At 68.5% G+C, this 19452-nt stretch carries 16 protein-coding genes and 1 tRNA gene; 5 read left to right on the top strand and 12 right to left on the bottom strand.

Annotated features, from left to right (window positions below; all coding sequences use genetic code 11):
* Positions 1-103 precede the first annotated feature (103 nt).
* A complete protein-coding gene (locus AC2D9U_RS22475; RefSeq protein WP_484753412.1) occupies positions 104-850 on the top strand; it encodes an IclR family transcriptional regulator in 747 nt (248 codons plus the stop codon).
* Between the two features lie 222 nt (positions 851-1072).
* On the opposite strand, the gene ctrA is transcribed toward AC2D9U_RS22475, so the two are convergent.
* On the bottom strand, positions 1073-1810 hold the full coding sequence (gene ctrA, locus AC2D9U_RS22470) for a response regulator transcription factor CtrA (RefSeq protein WP_484753409.1): 738 nt from the start codon (positions 1808-1810) through the stop codon (positions 1073-1075).
* A 116-nt stretch (positions 1811-1926) separates the two neighbouring features.
* Between ctrA and AC2D9U_RS22465 the strand changes: the two genes are divergently transcribed.
* From AC2D9U_RS22465 to AC2D9U_RS22455, 3 genes are all read left to right on the top strand, one after another.
* Positions 1927-3285 (top strand): FliI/YscN family ATPase, encoded by a 1359-nt coding sequence (locus tag AC2D9U_RS22465; protein WP_484753407.1) that lies wholly within the window; start codon positions 1927-1929, stop codon positions 3283-3285.
* Positions 3286-3876: 591 nt separating this feature from the next.
* Positions 3877-4896 carry an aspartate-semialdehyde dehydrogenase gene (locus AC2D9U_RS22460; protein ID WP_484753405.1) on the top strand — a complete coding sequence of 340 codons (1020 nt, stop codon included), beginning with the start codon at positions 3877-3879 and terminating at the stop codon, positions 4894-4896.
* A 31-nt stretch (positions 4897-4927) separates the two neighbouring features.
* Complete coding sequence (locus AC2D9U_RS22455; RefSeq protein ID WP_484753403.1) at positions 4928-5710, top strand: enoyl-CoA hydratase/isomerase family protein; 783 nt, start codon at positions 4928-4930, stop codon at positions 5708-5710.
* 6 nt (positions 5711-5716) lie between these two features.
* On the opposite strand, the gene AC2D9U_RS22450 is transcribed toward AC2D9U_RS22455, so the two are convergent.
* The 7 genes from AC2D9U_RS22450 to AC2D9U_RS22420 all read right to left on the bottom strand — a co-directional run bounded on the left by AC2D9U_RS22450 (position 5717) and on the right by AC2D9U_RS22420 (position 14255).
* The gene (locus AC2D9U_RS22450) at positions 5717-6688 is read right to left on the bottom strand and encodes a Bug family tripartite tricarboxylate transporter substrate binding protein (protein ID WP_484753401.1); all 972 of its coding nucleotides are present in this window, start codon (positions 6686-6688) and stop codon (positions 5717-5719) included.
* A gap of 153 nt (positions 6689-6841) precedes the next feature.
* On the bottom strand, positions 6842-7804 hold the full coding sequence (locus tag AC2D9U_RS22445; RefSeq protein ID WP_484753399.1) for a Bug family tripartite tricarboxylate transporter substrate binding protein: 963 nt from the start codon (positions 7802-7804) through the stop codon (positions 6842-6844).
* 26 nt (positions 7805-7830) lie between these two features.
* Positions 7831-8982: a hypothetical protein gene (locus AC2D9U_RS22440; RefSeq protein ID WP_484753397.1), complete on the bottom strand. Its 1152-nt coding sequence runs from the start codon at positions 8980-8982 to the stop codon at positions 7831-7833.
* 59 nt (positions 8983-9041) lie between these two features.
* Complete coding sequence (locus AC2D9U_RS22435) at positions 9042-11009, bottom strand: acetyl/propionyl/methylcrotonyl-CoA carboxylase subunit alpha (RefSeq protein ID WP_484753395.1); 1968 nt, start codon at positions 11007-11009, stop codon at positions 9042-9044.
* Between the two features lie 2 nt (positions 11010-11011).
* Positions 11012-12637, bottom strand: coding sequence for a carboxyl transferase domain-containing protein (locus AC2D9U_RS22430; protein ID WP_484753393.1), 1626 nt, complete (start codon positions 12635-12637; stop codon positions 11012-11014).
* Positions 12638-12762: 125 nt separating this feature from the next.
* A complete protein-coding gene (locus tag AC2D9U_RS22425; protein WP_484753391.1) occupies positions 12763-13857 on the bottom strand; it encodes an OmpA family protein in 1095 nt (364 codons plus the stop codon).
* Positions 13858-14180: 323 nt separating this feature from the next.
* Positions 14181-14255 (bottom strand) — tRNA-Gln (locus tag AC2D9U_RS22420).
* Between the two features lie 303 nt (positions 14256-14558).
* Between AC2D9U_RS22420 and AC2D9U_RS22415 the strand changes: the two genes are divergently transcribed.
* Positions 14559-16223: a M10 family metallopeptidase gene (locus AC2D9U_RS22415; RefSeq protein ID WP_484753389.1), complete on the top strand. Its 1665-nt coding sequence runs from the start codon at positions 14559-14561 to the stop codon at positions 16221-16223.
* A 6-nt stretch (positions 16224-16229) separates the two neighbouring features.
* Here the strand turns inward: AC2D9U_RS22415 and AC2D9U_RS22410 are convergent, their stop codons facing one another.
* Genes AC2D9U_RS22410 through AC2D9U_RS22395 form a run of 4 tightly spaced genes read right to left on the bottom strand, consistent with a single transcriptional unit; the run spans position 16230 to position 19364 of the window.
* The gene (locus AC2D9U_RS22410; RefSeq protein WP_484753387.1) at positions 16230-16838 is read right to left on the bottom strand and encodes a TetR/AcrR family transcriptional regulator; all 609 of its coding nucleotides are present in this window, start codon (positions 16836-16838) and stop codon (positions 16230-16232) included.
* Positions 16838-18139 carry a phenylacetate--CoA ligase PaaK gene (paaK, locus tag AC2D9U_RS22405; protein WP_484753385.1) on the bottom strand — a complete coding sequence of 434 codons (1302 nt, stop codon included), beginning with the start codon at positions 18137-18139 and terminating at the stop codon, positions 16838-16840. Before paaK ends, AC2D9U_RS22410 begins: the two co-directional genes overlap by 1 nt.
* Entirely contained in the window at positions 18136-18570 is a 435-nt protein-coding gene (gene paaI, locus AC2D9U_RS22400; RefSeq protein ID WP_484753383.1) for a hydroxyphenylacetyl-CoA thioesterase PaaI, read from the bottom strand. Before paaI ends, paaK begins: the two co-directional genes overlap by 4 nt.
* On the bottom strand, positions 18567-19364 hold the full coding sequence (locus tag AC2D9U_RS22395) for an enoyl-CoA hydratase-related protein (protein ID WP_484753381.1): 798 nt from the start codon (positions 19362-19364) through the stop codon (positions 18567-18569). Before AC2D9U_RS22395 ends, paaI begins: the two co-directional genes overlap by 4 nt.
* Positions 19365-19452: the final 88 nt, after the last annotated feature.

Raw genomic sequence — 19452 nt, 5'->3', positions numbered from 1 at the left:
GCCTTACAACTTGCAACGCCGTGCCCATACTTGAAACATATCGCTGTGCAGGCCATTCCCCCTGGTATCGCCTGTCACACCCCAGGCCCAGGGCGGAGGTTTCGTGTCGGTCACTGTCGAGAAAACCCTGCAACTCATCGAGGCGATGTCCCGCAGTGCCGGCCCGATCGGCGTCAGCCAGCTCGGCCGTGACCTCAAGCTGAACAAGAGCACCGTCTACCGCTTGGTCGATACGCTGGTCCGGCACGGCTACGCGCAGCAGGATCCGGAAACCGGTCGCTACGCACTCACCGTCAAGTTGTGGGAGATCGGCCTGGGCGCCCTGCGCGGCATGAGTCTGCGCCAGACCGCCCGCCCGGTGCTGGAGCGGGAGGCCGCACGCAGCGGGGAGGCGACGCTGCTGGGCATCGTGCAGGGCCATGACGCGCTGATCATCGACAAGGCGGACAGCCTGCACCCCCTGCAGATCGTCTCGCGCCTGGGTTCGCGGGTCTCGCTCACCTCCTCCTCGCTTGGCCGCGCGCTGCTTGCCTTCCAGCCGGCGGAACTGATCGAGACGTTGATGCGCAGCTTCGCCCCGCCGACGCCGCACGGCATCCAGGACGCGGCGGCACTGGCTGTTGCCCTGGCGGAGGTGCGGGCGAACGGCGTCGCGCTCTCCGCCGATGAATGGCAGGTCGGTGTCGCGGGTGTCGCCGCACCGATCCGGGACGGGCAGGGCCATGTGGCCGGCGCCCTGTGCATCACCGGGCCATCCAGTCGGCTGGGCCGGGCGCGGATGAAGGAGCTGGCGGCGCAATGCCGCGATGCGGCGGCGGAGGTTTCCGCCCTGCTGGGCCATCGCGACTGAAGCCCTGGCCACCGCCCCGCTCGATGTCGTTGCCAAGGACATTGTACGTTCTGACGCGGCTGAGAGGCGGCTTTCCGTTCAGGGCGGAGTGCAAGCGGCGCTTGGTGTAGAAGCCTTCAATTTATGGGAACACGTCAGGGACAATCTGCTCCTGGCAGCGTGACTCAAGCCAAACAACCTCCGAATAGCCCGCGGCGGTTCACAGCGCGATTTCGGTTTCGATCAAGCAGCGGCGGGTGCCGGTCCGTCCTGAGCGTCGAGCATCATGCCCGAGAACTGTCCTTTTCCATGTGGATCTCGCAGAACGTAGCCACGCCCCCAGACCGTGCCGATGAGTTCGGCGGCACCCGCCTGGGCCAACTTCTTGCGGAGCTTGCAGATGAAGACGTCGATGATCTTCACCTCGGGTTCATCCATGCCACCGTAGAGATGGTTGAGGAACGCCTCTTTGGTCAGCACGACGCCCTTCCGAAGCGTCAGCAGTTCCAGCACCGCATACTCCTTGCCTGTGAGATGCACATTGCGCCCCGCCACCAGAACCTCTCGAGAGCCGAGATTCAGCGTAAGTGGACCCACAGACAGGGTCGGCTGACTGAAGCCCTTCGCACGCCGAACAATGGCCTGAATCCGCGCAACAAGTTCATTCTGGTCGAAGGGCTTCGTGATGTAGTCGTCCGCCCCCATGCCAAAACCACGAATCTTGGCTTGCGGCCGCGTCAACCCAGAGAGGATCATGACGGGCGTCTCAATCCGGCTTGCCCTAAGGCGCCTGACGACCTCGTACCCCTCCATGTCGGGTAACATGATGTCAAGGATCACGATGTCGTAGTCGTACAGACGCGCAAGCTCCAAGGCCTCTTCGCCTGTGTCGGCCGTGTCGACGATCATCGCGGCCCCGCGGAGCGCCAGAGTGACGCCGCGAGCCACAATCGTGTCGTCCTCAACCAAAAGGACACGCATACGCCGCCTCCATACATCCTATGCGTGCATAGATAGCGCAAATTCCCTCGACGTGAAGGCGGCGTTCATCGAAAACGCAGATAATCTACGGCGAAGAAGCTTTTTTTGGAAATTCTATGATTTTTGCCTCCGAATCGATGTCTGGGCGGGCTGGGCTGGCCCGGTGCCGCATCGCTGCATTCGGTACGATGGTCGGCTTTGGGCATGTGACTGCCGTCAATGGGCTGAGCATCCTGGTCAAGGGCTTCAGCCCACGACTTCACATCGGTCAAAGCGTTCAAATTGATTGCGGTGCAGTCAATGCCGGCAGCATCAGGGGCGAGGTTATCCGGGTCTCCGCAGACGATGCTTGGGTGCTACCGCATGCACCTTCTATAGGACTGTCCGTAGGAACAACTGCGCAAGCTTGCGGAGATATCGGTCTCGCGGTTTGCGATCTTTGGCTCGGCCGCACGATTTCACCGCTCGGCTTGGCCATCGACGGAAAGGGCCCCCTGCCGCAGGGTTCAGAGCCTTGCCCTCTTCGTGCACCCGCGCCTCCGGCAGGGGAACGACAACGTCTTGGCCCCCCGATAAGCCTAGGCGTTCGCGCTCTTGACGCCTTCGCAACTGTCCGGGAGGGACAGAGGCTCGGACTCTTTGCCGCATCCGGTGTCGGTAAGTCGACTCTACTCGCCATGCTGTCGCGAAATCGCGCATTCGACGTCACCGTGATCGGCCTTGTTGGCGAGCGCGGACGCGAGTTGCGAGAGTTTATCGAGGATGATCTGGGCCCACAGGGGCTGGCCCGAAGCGTCATTATCTGTGCCACCTCGGATGATCCACCTTTGACACGCAGGGACGCCGCCTTCGCCGCGATGGCCGTCGCGGAGCATTTCCGAAGCACCGGCAAGCGCGTTTTGCTGCTTATCGACAGCGTTACACGTTTCGCTCAGGCCTGCCGCGAGATTGCCTTGGCGATCGGAGAACCACCAGCTACCCGGGGTTTCCCACCCAGCGTATTCGCCGAGATCCCCATGCTGCTGGAGCGCGCGGGACCTGGCCGCGTTGGAGAGGGCAGCATAACAGCGCTGATCACGGTGCTGGTTGAAGGGGATGATCATGACGAGCCAATCGCCGACTGCGTACGTGGCGTCCTGGACGGCCACGTTGTGCTTGAACGCCGCCTTGCCGAGCGTGGACAATATCCACCGATCAATGTTCTGAGGAGCTTATCCCGTTCGGCACCTGGTTGCCTCACGGAGTACCAGGCCGACCTAGCTTTGCGTGCCCGGCGAATCCTGGCCCTGCACGAAGAGATGGCTGATTTGGTCCGGATCGGCGGCTACACAGCGGGAGCCGCCACTGATGTCGATGAAGCCATGCGGCTCGGCCCGCTCATCCAAGCTGGCCTATTGCAGTCTCGTACTGATGTGTCATCCATATCGAGCGCCTTCCAAATGCTGGCGGCGGTGATGCATGACTCGGCAGGATAAGCTCGTGATGGTCCTGCTCCGACTTCGACAACTGCAGTCGAATTTGGCGATGCGAGCGCTTTCGGCGGCCTCAGGCCGTCATCTGCGTGTTGTCAATGCAATCTCCGACTGCGACGCGTTGCTGGCCCTAGAAATGGCGGATGCTGATCCACAAACCATGTGTGCATGGCGTGCGGCGATACGCGCGCGCCAAGGCCACATGACTACCGTCGCCATCTCTCTGGAGAGGGAGGTGGCTGTATCGCGTCAGACACTGCGTGATCGCCTGTCGTCACTTGAGTTCACGAAGATCGAAGCCGATCGGCGCATTAGGCAAGTCCGACGGGCCAGGCTGCACAAAGAGCAAATGGATTTGGATGAGAGGACAGGGCGGGAGGCTATGCCCTAGGTGTTCGATCCCTGGCACTACGTCCCTGTCCTGGCACGCAAGCCCGGCACCTGGTGACCCTTCGCCATCATCCAAAAATCAGCGTTCAGCAAAGGGCACACCCCGCCGCGGTAGTTTAGACTGAGGGGGCAATAGGTACGCCATTTCCCCCTTCGGCAGTCTTGCTGTAAGCGAGTCATGTCACGAAGGGGCCACGAGAAAGCATGTCATTCAAGGTCGCGGTTGTCGGCGCCCCGGGCGCGGTCGGGCGCGAAATCCTGAAAACCCTGGTCGAGCGCGCCTTCCCGGTGCGCGAGGCCCTCGCCCTCGCCTCCGGCCGCGCGGCCGGGCAGATGGTCTCCTTCGGCGAGGACCAGGTGCTCAAGACCGGCATCCTGGAAAAGCACGATTTCGCCGGCACGGATCTAGTGTTCTTCGCCCAGAACGCCGCCATCAGCCGCCTGCACGCCCCGCGCGCCGCCGCCGCCGGGGCGATGGTGATCGACACCTCCGCCGCCTTCGCGCTCGAGCCCGACGTGCCGCTGGTGGTGCCGGAAGTGAACGCGGACAAGCTCGAGCGCGCGCGCAAGCGTCGCATCGTCGCCAACCCCGACAGCGGCGTGATCCAGATGGCCGTTGCGCTCAAGCCGCTGCATGACCTCTCGCGCATCCGCCGCGTCGTCGCCGCCAGCTACCAGCCCGTCTCCGGCCAGGGGAAGGAGGCGATGGACGAGCTCTGGTCCCAGGCGCGCGGGATGTATGTGAACGAGATGCCGCCCGCCGAGCAGTTCACCAAGCAGATCGCCTTCAACCTGATCCCGCATATCGGCAATTTCGAGGAGTCCGGCAGCACGGCGGAGGAATCGCGCCTCGCCACCGGGCTGCGCAAGGTGCTAGACCCCGACATCGCCGTGGGGGCGAGCTGCGTGCGCGTGCCGGTCTTCATCGGCCAGGCGATGGCGCTGCATGTCGAGTTCGAAGCCCCGCTCACGGACAAGCAGGCCTGGGCCGCCTGGCGCGAGGCGCCGGGCATCGCCGTGATGGACCGGCGCGAGGATGGCGGCTACGCCACGCCGGTCGAGATCGCGGGCGAGGATGCGGTGCATGTCAGCCGCCTGCGGCGCGACGCCTCGGTGCCGCATGGCCTCGCCTTCTGGTGCGTCGCCGACAACCTCCGCAAGGGGGCGGCGCTGAACGCCGTGCAGATCGCCGAGGAGCTGGCGGCACGGCGACTCATCGGTTGAATGTGAACTTCTGAGACAGAGACATCGAGAAATGCCGCACCCGCTGATCCAGATCGCCCGCCGCGAGGCCATCGCCACCGTCACCATCGCGCGGCCCGAGAAGCGCAACGCCATGGACCTCGCCATGTGGATCGCGCTGGCCGAGGCGATGGAGGGTTTCTCCGCCGACACCTCGCTGCGCTGCGTGGTGATCGAGGGCGCGGGCGAGGAAGCCTTCTGCGCGGGCGCCGACATCGCCGCCTTCGCCACCGAGCGCGGCACGCCCGAGCGCGAGGCGATCTATGGGCGCGAGATCAGCCGCAGCTTCCAATCCATCCGCACCTGCCTGCACCCGGTGGTCGCCGCCTGCCGTGGCTGGACGATGGGCGGTGGCGCGGGTATCGCGACCATGGCGGATTTCCGCGTGGGCGGGCCCTCCACGCGCATCGGCATCCCGGCGCGCAATCTCAACATCTACTATGCCTATGGCGAGCTGGACCCGATCCTGCAGTCGGTGGGCTATGCGGTGGCCTGCGAGATGCTGATCGAGGGCCGCGTGCTGCAGGGCCAGGAAGCCTATGAGAAGGGCCTCATCACCCGCATGGTGGCGGATGAGGCGGTGAAGGATGAGGCGCAGGCGATGGCCGCGCGCATCGCGCTTGGCGCGCCCCTCGCCAACCGCTTCCACAAGCGCGCGCTGCAGGAGCTGCGCGGCCCGCTGCCGATCACGCCCGCGCAGCTCGAGGCCAGCCTCACCTTCCCCTTCACCGAGGATTTCCACGAGGCCGCCAAGGCCTTCGTCGAGAAGCGCAAGCCGGTGTTCAAGGGGCGGTAAGCCGCCTCACTCGATCCGGATGTTCGCGCCCTGGATCACGCCCTGCCATTTCGGCGTCTCGGCGGCGAGGAAGGCGCGGAAGCTGGCGGCGTCGTCGCCCACCGTCTCGAAGCCCAGGGCGGCGATGCGCGAGACCACCTCGGGCCGGCGCAGCGCGGTGGTGAAGACCTCATGCAGCCGCGCCAGCGCCGGCGCGGGGGTGCCGGCGGGGGCGAGCAGCCCATACCAGGCCTCGACGCTGATGTCGGGACCGCCCGATTCCTTCATCGTCGGGATGTCGGGGAAGGCGCTGAAACGCGCGGGCGTGGTCACCGCCAGCGCCTTGAGGTTGCCCGCGCGCACCAGGCGGATGCTCTGCGGGCTGTCGAAGAACACCGCCGTGTCGCCGCGCATCACCGACTGGGTGGCATCCGGCGTCTGGCGGTAGGTGACGTTGGTCAGCTGCACGCCGGCGGCGCGCTGGAACAGCTCGGTCGCCAGATGCGGCACCGTGCCATTACCGGCCGAGGCGTAGTTCAGCGCCCCGGGCCGCGCGCGCGCGGCGGCGATCAGTTCGCCGATGGTGTTGAAGGGCGCGCTCGGGTTGGCGATGACCAGCAGCGGCCCGGTGGTGAGGCGCGAGATCGGCGCGAAGGCCGTGGCCGGGTCATAGCCCAGGTCGCGGTAGAGGAACTGGTTGATGACCAGCGGCGAGGAGGCGTTGAGCACCAGCGTATGCCCATCCGGCGCCGCCTGGGCGACGAGGCGCGTGCCGAGATTGCCCCCCGCCCCGGCCCGGTTCTCGATCACCAGCGGCTGGCCCAGCGCGGCGCCGACGGGCTCCGCCAGCAGCCGCGCCACCACATCGGTCGGCCCACCGGCGCCGAAGGGCACGACCACGCGGATCGGACGGTCGGGCGCCCAGCCTTGCGCGCGCGCGACCGAAGGAGCCGCCAGGGCGGCGGCGAGCAGGGTGCGGCGGGAGAGCAGATCCGTCATGGCGACTCCGCATGGCTATGGTTGCGGACCGCAACGCGGTCCGAGGCGCCGAATGGCGCCCGCCGGAAGTCCGGCGAGCCAAGCGCGCGGATGCGCGCGCCCGGCGCTTGAGGGCACAAAAAGCCCAACGAGCCGCCGAAGGCGGCCGTTGCATCATTCGGGCTGGATCCGGGCGGCGGCGACCAGCGCCTGGTTGCGGGTGATCTCGGCGGCGATGATGCGCTCGAACTCGGCCGGGCTTTCGCGCAGCACCGTCAGGCCGAGGGCGGCCATGCGCGGGCCATTCGCCGGGTCGGCCGCCGCGTCGTTCACCGCGGCGTTGAGGCGCGCGACCATCTCCGCCGGCAGGCCGCGCGGGCCCCACAGCCCGCACCAGCCCTCATAGACCATGTCCGGGAAGCCGGCCTCGACCAGGGTCGGCACATCGGGCAGCGCCGCGAGGCGCGTCGCCGTGGTGGTCGCATAGGCGCGCGCGCGTCCGTCGCGGATCAGCGGGATGGAGACGCCGACCGGTGCGATGAAGAGCGAGACCGAGCCGGAGACCAGGTCGTTCATCGCCGGCCCCGTGCCGCGATAGGAGACGAAGGTGGCGTCGATGCCGAGACGCTGGTTCAGCGCCGCCGTCGCCAGCTGCCCCACCGAGCCGAGCGAGGAGCCGGCGAAGGAGAAATTCTGCGGCGTGGCGCGCAGCGCCGCGATCAGGCTCGCGATGTCGCGCGGGGCGAGGTTCGGCGCGCCGATCATCACATAGGGGATGGAGACGGTGCGCGCGATCGGCGTCAGGTCCGCCTGCACGTCGATCGGCATGGCGCGCTGCACGAAGCGCAGCACGGTCAGCACCTCGTTCGAATAGAGCAGCGTGTTGCCATCCGCCGCGCTGCGGGCCACGGCCTCGGCCCCCACCACGCCATTGGCCCCCGACCGGTTCTCGATCACCCAGTTCTGGCCGAGGATCTCCGCCGCCCGGGGGGCGATGACGCGCCCGGTCGTATCCGTGCTGCCGCCGGGCGGATAGGGCACGACGAAGCGCACATTGCGCGGCTGGGCGAGGGCCGGTGCGGCAAGGCCCGCCAGCGGCAAGGCAAGCGCGGCGCGGCGGCCGATCCGGATCGTCATTTGTCGTTTCCTCCCAGGAAAATTCTTCAGTCCGGCCAGGCTTCGAGCAGGTCCACCGGATCGCCGTAGCGCGACGCCATCTCCACCACCGCCGGGTCACGCAGGGATTCGAGGAAGCCCTCGGTGATCAGCGGCGTGTCGCCGGCCGTCACCGTGCTGTCGAAGGAGACGAGGTCCATGTGCACCGGCGGCTCCTCCCATTCCGGCATCACCCGGCGGATGTAGTCGCAGGGCTTGATCAGATCGATACCGTAATGCAGCGCGCCGGGGCTGTTCGACCCGGCCGGGTAGATGTTCTTCCGGGGTGCCTTGGGATTGAAGCCGCAACCCAATTCGATCAGGCGCCCGCCGACGAGCATGTCGCGGAAGATCCCGGCCAGCTTGGTGTCGCCATGCACGGCGACGATGCGGTCATCCTTGAACTCGACGCCGATCCGCTCCTCGAAGGGGCGCTCGAAGCCCACGGCCCATTCCGGATAGACGATGCCGTTCACCGGCACGACCAGCTCCTCGTCATTGTCCACGCTGGTGCGGTCGTAGAGGTTCGGGCCGTGCGTCGGCAGGTAATGCACATAGGCGCCATTCTCGTCGGGCGTCATCTTGCCGCGCCAGCGGTTCGACCTGAGCTGGAACTCGCGCATCTCGGGCGTGAAGCCGATGCGCAAATCGGTGCCGCGCGGATCGGTGAAGGTCAGGTCGAAGGGCACGCCCTTCGGATAGCGGGCCGCCGTGCCACGGATGATCTCGCCCACGATGTCGATCGGGAAGCGCGCCTGCGGCGTCTTCAGCGCCTCGAGGCTGCGGAAATAGGTGATCTTCACCCAGCGCTGCCCCTTCTTGCGCAGCGCGATGCAGAAGGGATCGATGATCGAGCAGAACCAGGTGGAGACGACGAAGCTCGCGCTCTCCAGCAGCGGCTTCACCGTCTCCGGCACTTCCAGCACCTGGGTGGTGTCGGCCATGTAGACCACCGGCCGTACGCCATTGGCCCGCGCGAGGCCCGAGATGGCGGCGATCACCTGCGGGTCGAGGTTGCGGTCCGCGAGGAAGAGCATCGTGTCGTCCGGGCGCGGGCGAAAGACGCGGGTGAAATTCTCAAGCGCCTCGAAATACTGGCCCGTCAGCACGGTGGGCAGCGTGCTTTCGCTCGGCAGGCCGATACCCTTGAACGGCGCCATGCAGCGCATCTCCCGCGATTGCTTCGTTGTCTAAGCAATGCGGATGGGAGGGGGGTTCGTCAAGCCGGATCGGCCAGGCGCACCAGTTCCGCCCCATCCTCCACCAGATCGCCGGGGGCGCAGAGAATGGCGGCGATGCTGCCCTCGGCGGGCGCGGTCAGGCGCATCTGCACCTTCATCGCCTCCATCACCAGCAGCACCGCGCCGCGCGCCACGGCCTCGCCCGGCGCCACCAGCACGCTGAGGATCCGCCCCGGCATGGGGGCGAGGATGCGCCCGCTGCCCGCCCGCTCATCCCCCGCCGGCGCGCGCGGATCCTGCCAGCGCAGTTCCTGCGTGACGCCGCGATGGATCACGGTGAGCATCTCGCCTGCGCGCCGCACCGTGGCGCGCTCGGCACGGCCATCGAGGATGAAGCGCAGCGTGTCGTCCGCCCAGGCGGCATCGGCGATGGCGGCGGCGCCGCCGGGCAGATCGAGCAGGATCGTCGCGCCGAGATGCGCGCGCAGCGTCAGCGAGGCCTCGCCGTCGATCAGCCAGAAATCCTGCCAGCCCGAGCCGTTGAGGCGCCAGGCGCTGGCCTCGCCCCAGGGGGAGTAGGGGTCGGCAGGGTCCACCACCGGCTCATCGCGCAGCAGCCGCAGCAGGGCGGCCGCCAGCGCGGCACGCGTCGCCGGCGGCGGGGGCGCGAGCAGGGCTTCGGCATGGCGCGCGATGAAGCCGGTATCGAGTTCGGCCGCGGCGAAGGCCGGGTGGACCGCGATGGCGCGCAACAGCGGCAGGTTGCTCCGCAGCCCGGCGAGTTCCGTGGCGTCGAGCGCGCGGGCCAGCCGGCGCAGCGCGGTCGCGCGATCCGCCCCCTGGGCGATGATCTTGGCGATCATCGGGTCGTAATGGATGGAGACCGCATCGCCCGCGCGCACCCCGGCATCGACGCGGATCCCCTCCCCCTCCGGCAGCACCAGATGGGTCAGCGTGCCGGTGGCGGGCGCGAAGTCGCGCGCCGGATCCTCCGCATAAAGCCGCACCTCGATGGCATGGCCGCAGGGTGCCGCGGGTGCGGCGGGCAGGGCCTCGCCCATCGCCACGCGGAACTGCCATTCGACCAGGTCGAGCCCGGTGATCGCCTCGGTGACCGGGTGCTCGACCTGCAGGCGGGTGTTCATCTCCATGAAGGCGAAGTTTTCGTCTGTTGCGATGAACTCGACTGTGCCGGCGCCGACATAGCCGACGGCACGGGCGGCGGCGCAGGCCGCTTCGCCCATGGCGGCGCGTCGCTCGGGCGTCATGCCCGGCGCGGGGGCTTCCTCCACCACCTTCTGGTGGCGGCGCTGGATGGAGCAGTCGCGCTCGAACAGCGAGAGCGTGTTGCCGTGCCGGTCGGCGAAGACCTGGATCTCGATATGGCGCGGCCGCTGCAGGTAGCGTTCGAGCAGCAGGCGCGAATCGCCGAAGGCGGCCTGGGCCTCGCCGCGCGCGAGGGTGAGGGCCTCCTCCAGCGCGGCCTCGTTCTCCGCCACCTTCATGCCCTTGCCGCCGCCGCCCGCACTCGCCTTGACCAGCAGCGGGAAGCCGATGCGGCGTGCCTCGGCGATGAGGGTGGCATCCGATTGGTCGGCGCCGTGATAGCCGGGCACGAGCGGCACGCCGGCCGCGGCCATCAGCGCCTTTGACTCGGCCTTGCTGCCCATGGCGCGAATCGCCGCCGCGGGCGGGCCGATGAAGATGAGGCCCGCCGCAGCGCAGGCCTCGGCGAAGTCGGCATTCTCGGCGAGGAAGCCATAGCCCGGATGCACCGATTCCGCGCCGGCCAGACGCGCGGCTTCGAGGATCGCCGGGATGGAGAGGTAGCTCTCCCGCGCCGGGGCGGGGCCGATGCGCAGCGCCTCATCGGCCATCGCCACATGTGGCGCGGTGGCATCGGCATCGGAGAAGACGGCGATCGTGCGCAACCCCATGCGTCGCGCCGTGCGGATGATGCGGGCCGCGATCTCGCCGCGATTGGCGATGAGGACGGAACCGAACACCGTCACATCCGGAACACGCCGAAGCGTGCCTCCCCGGCATCCCAGCCGGCCACCGGATTGTTGCGCGCGGCGGAAAGCGCGAGGGCCAGCACCAGGCGCGTCTCCTCGGGCGCGATCACGCCATCATCCCAGATGCGCGCGCTGGCGTAGGTCGGGTTGCCCTGGGTCTCGTACTGCGCCTCGATCGGCGCCTTGAAGGAGGCTTCCTCCTCGGCACTCCAGCTGCCGCCGCGCGATTCGATGCCGTCGCGGCGCACCGTGGCGAGCACGCTCGCCGCCTGGGGGCCGCCCATCACGCCGATGCGCGCATTCGGCCACGTGAACAGGAAGCGCGGGCCGTAGGCGCGGCCGCACATGCCATAATTGCCGGCGCCGAAGCTGCCGCCGATGATGATGGTGAATTTCGGCACCCGCGCCGTCGCCACCGCGGTGACCATCTTCGCCCCGTCGCGCGCGATCCCACCCGCCTCGTACTTCCGGCCGACCATGAAGCCCGTGATGTTCTGCAGGAAGACCAGCGGGATGCCGCGCTGGTCACACAGCTCGATGAAATGCGCGCCCTTGCGCGCGCTCTCGCCGAACAGCACGCCGTTATTCGCCACGATTCCGATCCGGTAGCCGTGCAGATGCGCGAAGCCGGTGACCAGCGTGGGGCCGTAGAGCGGCTTGAATTCGTCGAACTCGCTGCCGTCCACGAGGCGCGCGATCACCTCGCGCACGTCATAGGGCTCGCGCAGATCGGCGGGGATGACGCCGCCGATGCTCTCGGGCGGGTAGAGCGGCGGGCGCGGCGGCAGGGGCGCGTCATGCCCCGCCGGCTTCGCCCGGTTCAGCCCGGCGACGATCCGCCGCGCGAGGCCAAGCGCGTGCGAATCGCTCTCCGCCATGTGATCGGTGACGCCGGAGGTGCGGCTGTGCAGCTCGGCCCCGCCGAGTTCCTCGGCCGTGACCACCTCGCCCGTCGCGGCCTTCACCAGGGGCGGGCCGCCGAGGAAGATGGTGCCCTGGTTGCGCACGATGATCGCCTCATCGGCCATGGCCGGCACATAGGCGCCGCCGGCGGTGCAGCTGCCCATGACCAGCGCGATCTGCGGGATGCCGGCCGCCGACAGGCGCGCCTGGTTGTAGAAGATGCGGCCGAAATGATCGCGGTCGGGGAAGACCTCGTCCTGGTTGGGCAGGTTCGCGCCGCCGCTATCCACCAGATAGAGGCAGGGCAGGCGATTCGCCTCGGCGATCTCCTGCGCGCGCAGATGCTTCTTCACCGTGATCGGGTAATAGGTGCCGCCCTTCACCGTGGCGTCATTGGCCACGATCACGCATTCGCGCCCGGCGACACGGCCGATGCCGGTGATCAGGCCGGCGGCCGGGATCTCCTCCCCGTACATGCCCTGGGCGGCGAGCTGGGAGAACTCCAGGAAGGGCGAGGCCGGGTCGAGCAGCAGGCGAATCCGCTCGCGCGGGAGCAGCTTGCCGCGGTCGAGATGGCGCTGACGGGCCACCGCGCCGCCGCCCTCGCGGATGCGCTCGACCTTGGTGCGCAGGGCCGCGACCAGCGCCGCCATATGCGCCGCATTGGCGCGGAAACTCTCCGATCTCGGATCGGCCGTGCTGGCGATGACCGCCATGGGCTGCCCTACCCCCCCTTGCTGGGCAGATCGGGCCATGCCCGCGGCACCCCGTCAATCCAGCGCGTGGCAACGAAAAAGGGCGCCTTGCGGCGCCCTTTCCCGAACCCGTGCTGGCTGAGTGATCAGCGCAGGACGATCTCAACGCGGCGGTTCTGCGGCTCACGCACCTGCGGGCCGGTCGGCACCAGCGGACGGGTGAAGCCGAAGCCCTGGATGGTCATGGCGCTGCGCGGCACGCCGCGGCGCTCGAGCTCGGCGGCGACCGCGTTGGCACGGCGGACCGACAGCGCCTGGTTGTACTGCGGCGTGCCGACGGTGTCGGCGTGGCCGGAGACTTCGATGCGGGTCGTGCCGGCACGCTGCGAGTTCGTCGCCGCCTCGGCGATGATCTGGCGGGCGCGATCAGTCAGGTCGGCGCGGTCAAAATCGAAGAACACCAGGAAGGTACGGGCCGGCGCCGGGGCGGCGGCCGGAACAACCGGCGGCGGCGGGGGCGTCACACCGAAGGCGTAGCGCAGACCGACGAGCAGGCTGTGGTTGTAGGCTTCCAGGTCAGCGTTGCCGCGCGTCGTCCCCGGGGTGGTGGTCGTAGCCGGCAGGGAAACTTCCTGCGTACCCATGAAGCGGTACTCGGCCGTGACCGAGAGGCCCGGCACCGACGCGATGGGGAAGGAGGCACCGACGATGGCCTGAGCCGCGAAGGCCCACTCGACATCGCTGATGAACAGCGTGTTGGTGCTGCCGGCGCCCGAGACGCGCGAGTCATACAGGTTCACACCCTGCACGCCGATACCGATACCGACATAGGGGTGGAAGAAGGAGGACGGCCCCATATCAAAGTCGTACAGGGCATTCAGCATGACGCCGTACTGGTTCATGTCGCCCTGAGAGCGCAGCGGACGGTTCAGCGAACCCGTGAAGCCGCTCGCGCTATCCACTTCATTCAAACGATAGGAGCCTTCGATTTCGGCACGGAAGCCGTTGCCGTAACCGTAGCCGACGCTAACAACGCCGACAAAGCCGGTGCTGAAGTCCATCGAGCCGCTGCGACCCGGGAAGGTGCTACGGAACTGATTGCTCAGCTCGATATCCGTCTCCATCAGCCAATTCGCGCCGGCCCCGGCACCGACGTAGAAACCGCTCACGGGCTGCGCTTGGGCCACCATCGGGGCCGCCAGCATCGCAGTCGCCAGAAGGGCGCCTCGGAAATTCTTCACGTCAGCTCTCCATCCGAACGACACAGGACGCGCAGCCCCGTGTCTGACATTTATCGTCGCTAACCTAGACCGACTGCGCTGCCCCCGCAAAGTGGCGCGGCAGTGCAGCAATGCAAAGGACACCATTTGTGGCGGAAATGGCACACTCAGGTGCTGCCTCTACGCCACGACCCCCATCCAGGCCTCGTCGTCGTGCGAAATCGGCCACAGGCGGCCGCACAGACACCGGCCATGGGGCCGCCAGAGATACCAGACCTGCAGATGCTAGGCCTGCGTGCTCCTGGCTCATGAGCCTCAACCCGACGCAAGGCGAACCGGGTGGGTGGCTGGGGCGCCAGGATTCGAACCTGGGAATGGCGGTACCAAAAACCGCTGCCTTACCGCTTGGCGACGCCCCAACAGCCGAACCGGCGCTTAGCCCGGTTGCGCGCGCCCCGCAACATCCACCACCCGAGTCGCCGCCGATTCACCCCATCTTCACCACACTGCGGCAGAACCGGTTCCGCAGCGCCCCTCACATGGACGCGCGCCAGGCCCCGCAACATGCGGAGGGCTGGTCCGGACGGCATCCCCGCGGCAAGACGCAGCCCCGGATGCCGTGGCGGACCGAAAATCGGCTCTCCGGATTTCTTGTCATGTGCTGGCTCTGCTTGGCCCAGACCGGGCCAGGAGACCGCGCGGAGACAAGCCCTGCGCGCTGGGTGGCCGACAGCCCCCAGCCCACGGCGCCGCGCTTCCACCTCGCCCGAACGGGCGTCGCGGAGGTCGATGGCCTGCAGAGCGGCTTCGCCTGGAGCGACTCCGACCCCGTGACCTTCGCCTTTACCGACAGCGCCACCGACTATGAGTGGGGCTACGGCAATGGCGAGACGCAGCGCGGCTTCGCCCCCGTCAGCACCGCCATGCGCGGGGCGATCCGCGACATCCTGCTTGGCGACCCGGGTGGCGGGCCGGGTGGTCCTGGGCCGCACCTGACCGGCTTCACCCACCTTGTGCTGCAGGAGGCCAGCCAGGACCATCTCGCGGATATCCGTATCGCGCGCTCGTCGGTCCCTTCCACCGCCTGGGCCTACTATCCCAATGGACGCGAGGGTGGCGATGTCTGGTTCGGCCAGAGGCATGGTTTCGACACACCGATACTGGGCAACTACGCCTTCCTGGTTGCAGTACACGAGGTCGGTCACGCGCTTGGCCTGAAGCACCCGCATGAAAGCGCGAATGGCTTCGGCCCCGTGCCGCTGGCCTGGGACAGCCTGGAGTTCACCGTGATGAGCTACCGCAGCAAGACGGGGGCGGTACTCAATAGCGGCTACACCAACGGGGCCTTCGACTACCCGCAGGGCTGGATGATGCTGGACATCGCCGCCTTGCAGGCCCTCTACGGGGCCGATTACGGCCTGCAGGCGGGCGACACGGTCTGGCGCTGGAGTGCGACCACCGGCGAGACCTTCATCAACGGTGTTGGCCAGGGCGCGCCGGGCGGCGGGGCAGCAGCGCGCGTCTTCCTCACCGTCTGGGATGGCGGGGGCAACGACACCTATGATTTCTCGGACTATGCCGGCGGTGTGGTGGTGGACCTCGCCCCGGGCGGCCATTCCATCACGGCGCGCGGGCAGCTCGCGGTGCTCGACACGCGCGACGGCACCCTGGCGCGGGGCAATGTCTTCAACGCGCTGCTCTTCGAAGGCAACACCGCCTCCCTGATCGAGAACGCAACCGGCGGCAGCGGCGCGGATCGCCTCTCCGGCAACCAGGCCGGCAATCTGCTGCGAGGCGGCGCGGGCAATGACTGGCTTGCGGGCCTGGCCGGCGATGACCGGCTGGAGGGCGGGACCGGCGCGGACACGCTCATCGGCGGCACGGGGGACGACACCTATGTCGTCGATGCCGCGGCCGATGTCGTCGTCGAACAGCCGCAGGAGGGGCTCGACACCGTGCTGGTCGAGACCGCGCTCGCCATCACCCTCGCCAGCGGGGTGGAGCGGCTGGTGCTGGGCGCGGCCGGGCGGCATGGCATCGGCAATGCCCAGGGCAACCAGATGCTGGGCAATGCGCAGGCCAACCGCCTCGAGGGTGCGGGCGGGGGCGACCTGCTGGAGGGAGGCGGCGGGGCGGACACGCTGCTCGGCGGCAGCGGGGCCGACAATTTCGTGCTCCGCCGCGGCGACGGCTTCGACCGCATCGAGGATTTCCGCAGCGGCGAGGACCACCTGATCCTCATCGGCTTCGCGCTGAGCGCCGCGCAGGCGCTGGCGCGGATCAGCGTGGTGGCGGAGGGGCTGCGCCTTGATCTCGGCGGTGGCGATGGCGTGCTGCTCTGGGGCCTGCGGGCGGAGGGATTCGCGGCGGGCGATCTCGTGCTGTAGGGCGGATCACCCCAGCGCCGCCGCCGCGCCATCCATGCCTTCGGCGATCAGCGCGGCGACCATGCGCGCATAATCGTCGCGCGAAAGCGCGGCTCCCTCGCGGTGCCAGAGATGATGCCAGTTCAGCATGGCGAAGAAGCTCATCGTCAGCGGCTTGAGCAGGCGCTTGTCCTCGGCCGAGCGCGGGTCGAGATCGGCGATCAGCGCCGCCACCTCCGCCACCATCGCGCGCTCCAGGGATTTCAGCGCCTCCTGCCGCTCGGGGGCGAGCAGGGACAGGCAGGTGAGTTGCACGCGGTGCACGGCATCCGCATCGCGATAGCAGGCGAGCAGCGCATGGGCCACGGCCTCGAGCCGGAAGCGCGGCGTGCCCTTCAGCATCGCCGCCCCGCGCACCGCCTCGATCAGCGCCTGGAGATGCTGCGCCAGCACGTCAAAGAGCAGTTCCGCCTTGTCGTCGTAGTAGTGGTAGAGCAGCGCCTTGGAGACGCCGCAGGCCTTGGCGATCATCGCGAGGCTCGCACGGTCATAGCCGTGGCGGGCGAAGAGCTCCGCCGCGCGATCGAGGATCGCCTGGCGCTTGTCCTCATGGTCGGCGGCACGTGGGCGGGCCATCAGCGGCGCCGATCCACCACACGCTTCGCCTTGCCGAGGCTGCGCTCCACCGCGCCGGGACCGCGGATGTCGATGCGCGCGCTGACGCCGATCATCGCCTTGACATGCTGCGCGAGTTCCCGCGCGGCGGCGGCCCGTTCGTCCTCGCTCGTGCCGGGCTCGCACTCCACCGCGATGGTCATGGCATCGAGCGGCCCCTCGCGCGTCAGGATCAGCTGATAGTGCGGCGCGAGGTTCGCCACGCGCAGGATCTGCTCCTCCACCTGGCTGGGGAAGACGTTGACGCCGCGCAGGATGATCATGTCGTCGCTGCGCCCCGTCACCTTTTGCATGCGCCGGAAGGCGGGGCGGGCCGTGCCGGGCAGAAGCCGTGTCAGATCCCGCGTGCGGTAGCGGATGATCGGCATGGCCTGCTTGGTGAGCGAGGTGAAGACGAGCTCGCCGGGCTCGCCATCCGGCAGGGGCGCGCCGGTCTCGGGATCGACGATCTCGGGGTAGAAATGGTCCTCCCAGATATGCGGGCCGTCCTTGGTCTCGACGCATTCATTGGCGACGCCGGGGCCGATCACCTCCGACAGGCCGTAGATGTCGACGGCGTGGATGGCGAAGGCTTCCTCGATCTGCGCGCGCATCGCCTCGGTCCAGGGCTCGGCGCCGAAGATGCCGATGCGCAGCGAGGTCCGGCGCGGATCCTTGCCCTGGCGGCGGAACTCGTCGAGCAGGGCCAGCATGTAGCTCGGCGTCACCATGATGATCTCGGGCGCGAAATCCTCGATGAGTTGCACCTGGCGCTCGGTCGCCCCGCCCGACATCGGCACCACCGGGCAGCCCAGCGCCTCCGCCCCGTAATGCGCGCCGAGGCCGCCGGTGAACAGGCCGTAGCCATAGGCGATGTGCACCATCATACCCGGCCGCCCGCCGGCGGCACGGATGGAGCGCGCGACGACCTCGGCCCACATCGCGATGTCGGCGCGCGTGTAGCCGACCACGGTGGGCTTGCCCGTGGTGCCGGAAGAGGCGTGCACACGCGCGAGTTCGTGCTTCGGCACGGCGAACATGCCGAAGGGGTAGTTGGCGCGCAGATCCGCCTTGGTGGTGAAGGGGAAGCGGTGCAGGTCCGCGAGGCTGCGCAGATCCGCAGGCGAAACCCCGGCCGCATCGAAGGCGGCGCGGTAGTGCGGCACCTTCTCATAAGCCAGGTGCAGCGTGACCTGCAGGCGCTGCAGTTGCAGCGCGCGCAATTCGTCGCGTGAGAGCCGCTCGGCGGGGTCGAGCAGCGCCGGGTCGGGCGGGCGTGTCATGCTGCGGGCACCTCCACGAGATGGCCTTCGATGGTGCGCGAGAGGCCGCGGAAGAGCGCGATCTGCCGCCCCTCCTGGTCGGTCACCACCACGTCGGTGATGCCGCTGCGCCCGGCGCTTGCCGCCTGCACGGCGCAGGCGCGCAGCACATCGCCGCGGCGCGCGGGACGCAGATAGGTGATGGTGTTGCTCTGCGCGACGGCACGGCGGTTGAAGGAGTTGCAGGCGAAGGCGAAGGCGGAATCCGCGAGCGCGAAGATGAAGCCGCCATGACAGATGCCATGCCCGTTCACCATCGTCAGTGCGACCTCCATGGTGAGGTCCGCCTCGCCCGGCGCGATGCGCGCGATCGCCATGCCGAGCCCGGCCGAGGCACGGTCCTCGGCCCACATCGCGGCGGCGCAGGCCTCGGCCATTTGCTGCGCGTTCATTCCGGCGCGCCTTCGAAGCGCGCGGGCCGCTTCTGCTGGAAGGCGGCCACGCCTTCGGCATAGTCGGGCGCGCGGCCCAGCCTCTGCTGCTCGGCGGCCTCCAGCGCCAGTTGCTGCGCGAAGCCGTTCTGCTCGGCGGCGTCGAGCACGCGCTTGGTCGCGGCCAGTGCGCCGGCCGGCAGGCGTGCCAGGCGATCGCACAGCGCCTCGGCCTGCGCCATCAACTCGGCGGCCGGCACGGCGCGGTGGATCATGCCCATCGCCGCGGCCTCGGCGCCGGTGATGGGGTCGCCCAGCATCGCCAGGGCGCGCGCCCTCGCCGGGCCGATCAGGCGCGGCAGCAGCCAGGTGGCCCCCGAATCCGGGATCAGGCCGATGCGGATGAAGGCCTGGCTGAATTTCGCATCCTCGGCGGCGAGGGTGATGTCGCAGGCGAGCGCGATGGAAGCTCCTGCCCCCGCCGCGCTGCCCTGCACGGCGCAGACCACCGGCTTGGGCAGCGCCCGCAACGCCGTGACGAGGCGATTCCACCCCTGCTCGATCACCGCGCCGAGATCGACTTCCGGCCCCACCAGCCCCGGCTCCGCAAGATCCTGCCCGGCGCAGAAGCCGCGCCCCGCGCCGGCGAGCAGCACGACGCGGCAGGCGGGGTCCGCCGCTGCTTCCTCCAGCGCCGCGCGCAGCGCCGCATGCAGGCCCGCGTCGAAGGCGTTGAGGCGATGCGGGCGGTTCAGCGTCAGCGTGCGAACGCCGGCGTGTTGCGCCACCAGCAGCGGCGGTGCCTGGTCGGACATGGGGCCTCCCGTCTTTCTTGTTGACTTCCGGACCAATCTAGGTAATATTTCTTACAATCTCACCACTATTGACCGGCCGCGCGGTTAA

The sequence above is a fragment of the Roseomonas sp. TF40 genome (genome assembly GCF_057219975.1).
Note: the sequence above shows the minus strand (reverse complement) of the source record. Positions and strands in the feature narration are given on the sequence as shown.

Coding starts and splice junctions, on each gene's coding strand:
- paaI (WP_484753383.1), bottom strand. CDS start 18,570: ATGAACGCGCAGCAAATGGCCGAGGCCTGCGCCGCCGCGATGTGGGCC.
- AC2D9U_RS22455 (WP_484753403.1), top strand. CDS start 4,928: ATGCCGCACCCGCTGATCCAGATCGCCCGCCGCGAGGCCATCGCCACC.
- AC2D9U_RS22450 (WP_484753401.1), bottom strand. CDS start 6,688: ATGACGGATCTGCTCTCCCGCCGCACCCTGCTCGCCGCCGCCCTGGCG.
- AC2D9U_RS22460 (WP_484753405.1), top strand. CDS start 3,877: ATGTCATTCAAGGTCGCGGTTGTCGGCGCCCCGGGCGCGGTCGGGCGC.
- AC2D9U_RS22410 (WP_484753387.1), bottom strand. CDS start 16,838: ATGGCCCGCCCACGTGCCGCCGACCATGAGGACAAGCGCCAGGCGATC.
- ctrA (WP_484753409.1), bottom strand. CDS start 1,810: ATGCGTGTCCTTTTGGTTGAGGACGACACGATTGTGGCTCGCGGCGTC.
- AC2D9U_RS22465 (WP_484753407.1), top strand. CDS start 1,927: ATGATTTTTGCCTCCGAATCGATGTCTGGGCGGGCTGGGCTGGCCCGG.
- paaK (WP_484753385.1), bottom strand. CDS start 18,139: ATGACACGCCCGCCCGACCCGGCGCTGCTCGACCCCGCCGAGCGGCTC.
- AC2D9U_RS22440 (WP_484753397.1), bottom strand. CDS start 8,982: ATGGCGCCGTTCAAGGGTATCGGCCTGCCGAGCGAAAGCACGCTGCCC.
- AC2D9U_RS22430 (WP_484753393.1), bottom strand. CDS start 12,637: ATGGCGGTCATCGCCAGCACGGCCGATCCGAGATCGGAGAGTTTCCGC.
- AC2D9U_RS22395 (WP_484753381.1), bottom strand. CDS start 19,364: ATGTCCGACCAGGCACCGCCGCTGCTGGTGGCGCAACACGCCGGCGTT.
- AC2D9U_RS22445 (WP_484753399.1), bottom strand. CDS start 7,804: ATGACGATCCGGATCGGCCGCCGCGCCGCGCTTGCCTTGCCGCTGGCG.